Origin of the sequence: Gordonia sp. ALPHA1B1, from assembly GCF_005502615.1 — a bacterium.
In the GTDB taxonomy this organism is placed as follows: Bacteria; Actinomycetota; Actinomycetes; order Mycobacteriales; family Mycobacteriaceae; genus Gordonia; species Gordonia hongkongensis.
The window spans coordinates 22053-28409 of the sequence record NZ_SCOC01000049.1 but is presented as its reverse complement, the minus strand read 5'-3'; the positions used below and the strand labels follow the sequence as shown (position 1 = coordinate 28409).

The following is a 6357-nucleotide window of genomic DNA, read 5'->3' as shown; positions in this document are numbered from 1 at the left end:
CTATAGCGGAGGGGAAACGCCCGGCCCCATTCCGAACCCGGAAGCTAAGCCCTCCAGCGCCAATGGTACTGCACCCTAATCAGTGTGGGAGAGTAGGACACCGCCGAACACAACATCCCATTGTGGCCCCTCGCGATTCGTGAGGGGCCACAATGCTTTTCTGGGTCGAGACGAGATCAGTCGGTGCCCTTCGGAACGACGATCATCGGAACCGACACCGCGCGAAGGATTTTCGCCGCGGTTGTGCCGAGGAAGAGCGTGTTGGGCGCCGCCAGCCGGCTGGAGCCGACCATGACCACATCGCCGTCCTGCCAGTCCAGGGAGCCGACTGCCTCCTCGATGGTCGACCCCTGGGCGATCGCCGAGCTGACCGGGAAGTCCGGTGGCAGTTGTTCTCTGGCCGCCTCGAGACTGCGTCGCGCGTGTTCGCGAGCGTGGTCGAGGGCCTGTTCTTCCGGCTCGGTGCGCCAGGGTTGGACGTCGTCGACGGCGACCAGCGAGATCAGCCGGATGGGCCGATGTGCACGGACACCGCTGCGCAACGCCGTCTGGAACAACAGCTGGGTGCCTGGCCTGCTACCGATTGCGACCGAGATCTCTCGCACCTCGTCGGCGCCGAGATGCGCGAACCCCGGTGGCGCCACCGCCACCGGGACCGGTGCGGAATGCAAGATGTCGTTGACCACGGTCCCGAGTGTGTGCCGGCCGCGGATACCGCCACCCGCGCCGCCGATGACCAGCATGTCCGCCGATGTGCGCCGGGCCTGCACGATGAGACCCTCCCCGGGGTTGGCGTGTTCGGCGATCGTCGTGGTGGTCTCGATGTCGTCGGGGAGTCTGGCGGCAGCGGCGTCGAGCCAGCGGCGGGCCGCATTGTCCAGGGCGTCGGAGAGGCGTTCGACCGAGACCTGTTCGGACGGGTCGGCGCTGTCCGGCTCGGGTGGGATGACGATGCAGAGCTCGAGTTCGGCGTCGAAGGTCCGCGCGAGGCATGCGCCGAGGGCGACCGCGTCGTCGCCTCCCGAGGTGGCGATGTATGCGACGAGCAGCTTCATCGGTACTCCCAGCGTCGGTGTCTCGGTCCCCGGTCATCGCCAGCCTAGTCATCTCCGACGGGGTGCCGGGGGACACGCTTAGATGGGGTCATGGACTCCCTCGTCGACGGTTACCTCAGCCACATCATGGACGAATGCCATTCGGACCGATCCGGTCATGTCGCCGACTACATCCCGGAACTGGCTGCCGTCGACCCTGACGGTTACGGCCTGTCGATGTGCGTGCACGACGGCCACACCTACTCCCACGGGGACTCCGCGACGGAGTTCACCATCCAGTCGGTCTCCAAGCCCCTCACCTATGCGATGGTCCTGAAGAAGCACGGCACGGCGGCGGTCGACGCGAAGATCGGCGTCGAGCCGTCCGGCGAGGCATTCAACGAGATCAGCGTGGACGAGCGCCGACGCCCGAAGAACCCGATGATCAATGCGGGGGCCATCTTTGCCGCATCCATGCTGTTGCCGCCGACCCGGGACGTGGACGAGGCGGCGGGCGACGCCGCTTTCCGGGAGGTGCTCGAGTTCTACTCCGGATGTGCCGGACGGCGCCTCACGATGGACGAGGGGGTCTATGCCTCCGAGGCCGCGACGGGTTCGCGCAACCGCGCGATCGCCTACATGCTCGACAGCTTCGGGGCTCTAGAGACCAGCCCGGACGCCGCTCTCGACCTCTACTACCGACAGTGCTCGATTCGGGTGACGACCGACGACCTGGCCGGGATCGGCGCGACGATCGCGAACGGCGGGATGAATCCCCGCACGGGTCGGACGGTCTTCTCCAACGAGACCGCGCAGCGGTTGCTGAGTGTCATGACGACGTGCGGGATGTACGACGGCGCGGGGGACTGGGTCACCTCCGTCGGCCTGCCGGCGAAGAGCGGCGTCGGTGGCGGGATCCTCGCGGTGCTGCCGGGGCAACTCGGCATCGGCGTGTACTCGCCACGGCTCGACGGTCACGGCAACAGCGTCCGCGGCGTCGACGTGTGTCGGCATCTGTCCACCGACCTGGGTCTGCACATGTTCAACGTGACACGGGAGAGTCGGGTGACGATCCGGTCGGTCTACGACCTCGCCGACACCCCCGTCAGCGCGGAATGGGGCGAGCAGGAGCGCAGCTACCTGCGGACCTGTCGCGACCGGATCCGCGTGTACGAACTGCAGGGAGACCTGACCTTCGCCGGCGCCGAGAGTGTCCAGCGGCGCCTCGAGGCCGACATCGACGCATACACCGTCGTCATCGTCGAGATCTCCCGCATCGGGGTGATCGACGCGGTCGCACGCACGATGGTGCTGAGCATCAAACGGCTGCTGGACGACAGCGGCCGGCGGGCCGCGCTCGTCGACCCGGACGGGGTCGTCCGCGCCAGCGTCGATCGGCACCGTAACGACGCGGCGGTGCCCGATCTCGATGCGCCGCCGGAACTCCGGGGATTCGACCCCGCGCTTCCGCATGTGCACTCGACGATGGACGACGCGGTCGTCGACGCCGAGACGTTTCTGCTGAAGCACTACTACGACGAGTGAGCGGGCCGCGCCGCCCGGTTCCGGGACACACCACTAGGGTGGGCACGTGCGTCTCGTCATCGCGGAGTGTCAGGTCGACTACGTCGGGCGGCTGACCGCCCATCTGCCCATGGCCCGGCGGTTGCTGCTGATCAAATCGGACGGATCGGTGAGCGTGCACGCCGACGACCGGGCCTACAAGCCGTTGAACTGGATGAGTCCGCCGTGCTGGCTCACCGAGGCGCAGGTTCCCGACGGCACGCAGGCGGAGGCGTACTGGGTCGTCACCAACAAGGCGGGCGAGGAACTCCGCATCACCATCGCGTCGATCGAGCACGACTCCCAGCACGACCTCGGCATCGACCCCGGCCTCGTCAAGGACGGCGTCGAGGCGCACCTGCAGGAGCTGCTCGCCGAGCATGTCGAGACGTTGGGTCCGGGTCACACGCTCATCCGCCGCGAGTACATGACCGCGATCGGGCCGGTGGACCTGCTGTGCCGGGACGCATCGGGTGCCACGGTGGCGGTCGAGATCAAACGGCGCGGGGAGATCGACGGCGTCGAGCAGCTCACCCGGTACCTCGAGCTGCTCAACCGCGACACCACACTTGCCCCGGTGGCCGGCGTCTTCGCCGCCCAGCAGATCAAGCCGCAGGCCCGCACGCTGGCCGAGGACCGCGGAATCCGTTGCGTGGTGCTCGATTACGACGAGCTTCGCGGCGCGGAGAGCACGGAGTTCAGGCTCTTCTGAGGGGCTTCGACAAGCTCAACCAGCGGAGGGGACAAGCTCAACCAGCGGAGGGGACAAGCTCAACCAGCGGAGGGGACAAGCTCAACCAGCGGAGGGGACAAGCTCAACCAGCGGAGGGGACAAGCTCAACCAGCGGAGGGCCGTCCGGCCGGTCAGGCGTTGGAGCGAACCTCCGGCGACCGCGCCTCGGGCGAGAGCTTGCGGTTGAGGAGGTCGAGATCGTCGGCGTCGGACAGCACGGAGTACTCGGAGTCGTCGGGCTGGGCGAGCAGTTCCGGCAACTCGGCCAGCTCCTCGCGTAGCCGCCCGAGGTTGGCGGCGATGTCCTGACGCGTGCGATCAGCCGCCTGCGCGAGTTCGCGTGATCGATCGAGTCGTTCGGTCGCGATGTCGAGCGCGGTCTGACGGATGTGTGCCGCCTCGTCGAGTGCGCGTTCGCGCTGATCGGCGAGTTCGGCATCATGGCGTTCCCGCTCGGCCCGGCGTTCGGCGGCGCTGACCGCCTCGAGTTCGGCGACCTCGGCTTTCGCCTTCTCCACCACTCGGCGGGCCTCGTCCTTGGCGGCCTGCATGGTCTTGGTGTGTTCGGCCTCCATCGCGGCGGTGCGCTCGGCGATGAGGCGGGCCGACTCCGACTCGTTGGCGGCCGCGGTCTCCTTGACCTGCCGTGCCCGGGCGGCGGCCTCGTCGACCAGTTTCTTCGCGGCCGTCCGTGCCTCGCCCCGGACGCGCTCGGCGTCGGTCGCGGCCGACGACCGCATGTCGGCGGCCTCCTGGCGCGCGATGGACAGCGTCTCGGCGGCTTCGGCGGCCGCTTCGGCGCGCATCTCCGAGGCCTCGTCGGACGCCAGCTGCAGCATCCGCGACAGTCGCTCGCTCATCCCTTGCGCGGTGGTCGGCGGGACCGAGAGCTTGTCGACCTCCCGGCGCAGTTCGGCTATCTCGTCGCGCGCGTCCTCGAGATGCGCGGCGAGTTCGTGTGCGTTGGCGGTGGCGGCGTCACGATCGGCGGCGAGGACGCGTAGGTCTGCGTCGAGGCGCTGGAGGTGATCGGCGACCTGCTCACGGTCATAACCGCGCATCACGATCGCGAAGGGCAATTGCCGTGCGGGACCTGGCATGGCGGCCAGTGTATCGGAGAGAGTGCGGGATCTCCTCGACGTCGGCGACGCCGTGCGTGGAGGTGCCGAGCCGGCCGGTCCACGGATGGGAGCGGCCGGCTCGGCATGTCGAGTCAGCTAGCGGCGCAACGGTTTTCGGCCGTTGCGGCGGATCAGTGTGCGGTGGCGGCGGGTTCCACGAGTTCGAGCAGCACGCCGCCCGCGTCCTTGGGGTGGACGAAGTTGATGCGGGAGTCCGCGGTGCCCCGCTTCGCGGCGGGGTAGAGGACCCGGACGCCGGCTTCGGTGAGTCGTGCCGTGACCGCGTCGACGTCGGTCACCCGCACGGCGAGCTGCTGGAGCCCGGGACCGTTGCGGTCGATGAACTTGGCGATCGTCGACGACTCGTCGAGCGGGGCGAGCAACTGGATGACCGCACCGGTGCCGCCGGCCGGGCCGACCATGGCCTCCTCGACGCCCTGCTCGGCGTTCGTCTCCTGATGCAGCGTCTCGAACCCGAGGTGGGTGGCGTACCACTCCTTGGCGGAGTCGAGATCGGGGACGGCGATGCCGACGTGATCGATGGCGACGATCAGGTCGGAGATGAGTGCGGTGGCGCTGGGGTCCGTTGCTGAGGAAGACATGGGACAACGGTAGCGTTGAGGTGTTGAGCGCACAGAGCGGGCGCTCGGTTGGCCCCCTATCCAGACACTTCCCGGAGGTTCCCTCATGACTTCGACTGCCGACAAGACCACGGTCATCGTCGCCGGCGCACGCACCCCCTTCGGCCGCCTGCTGGGCTCCCTGAAGGACTTCAGCGGGGTCGATCTCGGCGCGGTCGCCATCAAGGGCGCACTCGAGCGGGCCGGCGTTCCGGCATCCGAGGTCGAGTACGTGATCATGGGCCAGGTGCTGACCGCGGGGGCCGGTCAGATGCCCGCCCGCCAGGCCGCGATCAAGGCCGGCATCGGCTGGGACGTCCCGACCCTGACCATCAACAAGATGTGTCTGTCGGGCATCGACGCGATCGCGCTGGCCGATCAGCTCATCCGGGCCGGCGAGTTCGACGTCGTCGTCGCCGGCGGCCAGGAGTCGATGACCCAGGCGCCGCATCTCCTGCCCAACAGCCGCGGCGGCTTCAAGTACGGCAACACCGAACTCGTCGACCACATGGCGTTCGACGGGCTCTTCGACGCCTTCACCGATCAGCCGATGGGGGCGCTGACCGAGCAGGGCAACGACGCCGACGGGTTCACCCGTGAGCAACAGGACGAGTTCGCGGCACGGAGCCACCGGCTCGCCGCAGCCGCGTGGAAGAACGGCGTCTTCGACGACGAGGTCGTGCCGGTGTCCATCCCGCAGCGTAAGGGCGACCCGATCGAGTTCGCCGAGGACGAGGGGATTCGCGCCAACACCACCGTGGACTCGCTGTCCGGGCTGCGGCCGGCCTTCCGCAAGGACGGCACGATCACCGCGGGCAACTCGTCGCAGATCTCCGACGGCGCGGCGGCCGTCGTGGTGATGAGCAAGGCCAAGGCCGAGGAACTGGGCGTCACGTGGCTGGCCGAGATCGGCGCCCACGGCGTCGTCGCCGGCCCGGACTCCAGCCTGCAGGCGCAGCCGGCCAATGCGATCGTCAAGGCCTGTGACCGCGAGGGCATCGCACCCGCGGACCTGGACCTCATCGAGATCAACGAGGCCTTCGCGGCGGTCGGGCTGTCCTCGACCAAGCAGCTCGGCGTCGATCCCGAGATCGTCAATGTCAACGGTGGTGCGATCGCCGTCGGACACCCGATCGGGACCTCCGGGGCGCGCGTCGCGCTGCATGTCGCGCTCGAGCTCAAGCGGCGGGGCGGTGGCGTCGGTGCAGCCGCGCTCTGTGGAGCCGGCGGCCAGGGTGACGCGCTGATCATCCGGGTTCCGAAGTCCTGAACGAACGAGATGTCTA

At 68.6% G+C, this 6357-nt stretch carries 6 protein-coding genes and 1 rRNA gene; 4 read left to right on the top strand and 3 right to left on the bottom strand.

Features of this window, described 5'->3' with window-relative positions; all coding sequences use genetic code 11:
* A 5S ribosomal RNA gene (rrf, locus tag FFS52_RS21555) occupies positions 1-109 on the top strand; the annotation flags it as partial.
* Between the two features lie 67 nt (positions 110-176).
* Here rrf and FFS52_RS21550 read toward each other — a convergent pair.
* Entirely contained in the window at positions 177-1055 is an 879-nt protein-coding gene (locus tag FFS52_RS21550; protein WP_068972644.1) for a universal stress protein, read from the bottom strand.
* A gap of 90 nt (positions 1056-1145) precedes the next feature.
* Here FFS52_RS21550 and glsA point away from each other — a divergent pair, with 90 nt between their 5' ends.
* Both glsA and nucS read left to right on the top strand, forming a co-directional pair.
* Positions 1146-2579: a glutaminase A gene (gene glsA, locus FFS52_RS21545; protein WP_068972645.1), complete on the top strand. Its 1434-nt coding sequence runs from the start codon at positions 1146-1148 to the stop codon at positions 2577-2579.
* 46 nt (positions 2580-2625) lie between these two features.
* A complete protein-coding gene (gene nucS, locus FFS52_RS21540) occupies positions 2626-3309 on the top strand; it encodes an endonuclease NucS (protein WP_058249976.1) in 684 nt (227 codons plus the stop codon).
* A gap of 152 nt (positions 3310-3461) precedes the next feature.
* Here nucS and FFS52_RS21535 read toward each other — a convergent pair whose 3' ends face one another.
* Together FFS52_RS21535 and mce are read right to left on the bottom strand one after the other, a co-directional pair.
* Complete coding sequence (locus FFS52_RS21535) at positions 3462-4430, bottom strand: hypothetical protein (protein ID WP_068971715.1); 969 nt, start codon at positions 4428-4430, stop codon at positions 3462-3464.
* Positions 4431-4582: 152 nt separating this feature from the next.
* A complete protein-coding gene (mce, locus tag FFS52_RS21530; protein WP_068971714.1) occupies positions 4583-5053 on the bottom strand; it encodes a methylmalonyl-CoA epimerase in 471 nt (156 codons plus the stop codon).
* Positions 5054-5138: 85 nt separating this feature from the next.
* Between mce and FFS52_RS21525 the strand changes: the two genes are divergently transcribed.
* Complete coding sequence (locus FFS52_RS21525) at positions 5139-6341, top strand: acetyl-CoA C-acetyltransferase (RefSeq protein WP_068971713.1); 1203 nt, start codon at positions 5139-5141, stop codon at positions 6339-6341.
* Positions 6342-6357: the final 16 nt, after the last annotated feature.

Excerpts from the sequence above, each read along its gene's own strand:
- glsA (WP_068972645.1), top strand. The coding sequence starts at position 1,146 with ATGGACTCCCTCGTCGACGGTTACCTCAGCCACATCATGGACGAATGC.
- FFS52_RS21550 (WP_068972644.1), bottom strand. The coding sequence starts at position 1,055 with ATGAAGCTGCTCGTCGCATACATCGCCACCTCGGGAGGCGACGACGCG.
- FFS52_RS21535 (WP_068971715.1), bottom strand. The coding sequence starts at position 4,430 with ATGCCAGGTCCCGCACGGCAATTGCCCTTCGCGATCGTGATGCGCGGT.
- FFS52_RS21525 (WP_068971713.1), top strand. The coding sequence starts at position 5,139 with ATGACTTCGACTGCCGACAAGACCACGGTCATCGTCGCCGGCGCACGC.
- mce (WP_068971714.1), bottom strand. The coding sequence starts at position 5,053 with ATGTCTTCCTCAGCAACGGACCCCAGCGCCACCGCACTCATCTCCGAC.